Source organism: Pseudomonas sp. GM74 (assembly GCF_000282455.1).
In the GTDB taxonomy this organism is placed as follows: Bacteria; Pseudomonadota; Gammaproteobacteria; order Pseudomonadales; family Pseudomonadaceae; genus Aquipseudomonas.
Window position 1 is genome coordinate 1 of record NZ_AKJG01000030.1, and the last position, 873, is coordinate 873.

The 873-nt window shown below is 63.5% G+C and carries 1 protein-coding gene; it reads left to right on the forward strand.

The features are described from left to right. Nucleotides 1-846, forward strand: an 846-nt coding sequence (locus PMI34_RS22480; protein ID WP_008047182.1) for a sigma 54-interacting transcriptional regulator, incomplete at its 5' end; no start/stop codon positions are given. Nucleotides 847-873: the final 27 nt, after the last annotated feature.

The following is an 873-nucleotide window of genomic DNA, read 5'->3' on the forward strand; positions in this document are numbered from 1 at the left end:
AAAGAGTTGCTGGCGCGGGCCTGCCACTTGGCCAGTCCGCGTGGGCAGTCGCCGTTGATGGCGCTCAATTGTGCGGGGCTGCCGGAGTCCATGGCCGAGACGGAATTGTTCGGTTATGGCCCCGGTGCCTTTGAAGGGGCGCGGGCCGAAGGCAAGCTCGGGCTGCTGGAGCTGACGGCGGGCGGTACGCTGTTTCTCGATGGCGTCGGGGAAATGAGTCCGCGCTTGCAGGTGAAATTGCTGCGCTTTTTGCAGGACGGCTGCTTCCGTCGTGTGGGCAGCGACGAGGAGGTCTACCTCGACGTGCGAGTGATCTGCGCGACCCAGGTCGACCTGTCCGAATTGTGCGCGCGCGGCGAGTTCCGCCAGGACCTCTATCACCGTTTGAATGTATTGTCCCTGCACATCCCGCCGCTGCGTGAATGCCTCGACGGTTTGACGCCGCTGGTGGAGCACTTCCTTGATCAGGCCAGCCGGCAGATCGGATGCCCGTTGCCCAAACTCGCCCCGGCGGCCATGGAGCGGCTCAGCCACTACCATTGGCCGGGCAACGTGCGGCAACTGGAGAACGTGCTGTTCCAGGCGGTTTCCCTGTGCGACGGCGGCACGGTCAAGGCCGAGCATATTCGCCTGCCGGATTATGGCGTGCGTCAGCCCCTTGGCGATTTTTCGCTGGAGGGTGGGCTGGACGAGATTGTCGGGCGTTTCGAGAAGGCGGTGCTGGAACGGCTGTATTCCGAGCATCCGAGCAGTCGACAACTGGGCAAGCGCCTGGGGGTTTCGCATACCACCATTGCCAACAAGCTGCGTGAGTACGACGTCGGCAAAGAGTCGGGTATCGCCTAGGTCCTGTAGCAGCTGCCTCGCAGGCTC